General features: G+C 52.0%; 1 protein-coding gene. It reads left to right on the top strand.

The features are described from left to right. On the top strand, nt 1–552 hold a 552-nt coding region (locus A3738_RS28095; protein ID WP_197474106.1), incomplete at both ends, for a VCBS domain-containing protein.

Consider the following 552-nt stretch of genomic DNA (forward strand, 5'->3'; position numbering starts at 1 on the left):
CAAAGTTGATGGGCGCATAGATCAACTCCGAGAGGGACAGGCAAAAACAGAAACCTTCACGATCATGGTCACCGACAGTTATGGCCATAGCTCTCAGCAAACAGTGACTGTGAATTTGGAAGGTACGAACGATGTGCCAAACATTGGAGGAGTTCAGGCTGCGAGTACGGTTGAAGACGCGCAAAACCCGGTCGGTGGCCGACTGCAAGCGGGCGACCCAGATCGCGGGGATACCCATACTTGGACCGTTGGCGGAGGCGGCCAGAGCATTACCAATAGCTTCGGTACATTCACGCTACAAGCGAATGGGCAATGGAGCTTTTTAATCGATAACCGTTCGCAAGACGTTCAGACCTTGAAAGACGGAGAGATTAAAACGCTGAGTTTTCCTGTTGAAACGGAAGATTCACAAGGTGCCAAAGCAACATCTTTTGTCACGGTGACTGTGACAGGCACCAATGATGCGCCGCTTATCATCGCGCCGCCTCCAAGTCAGATGACCCTACTGGAAGACGGAGCGCAAACTCAGTTATCTGGAACGCTGAGCACGAG

The organism is Oleiphilus sp. HI0066, from assembly GCF_001635725.1.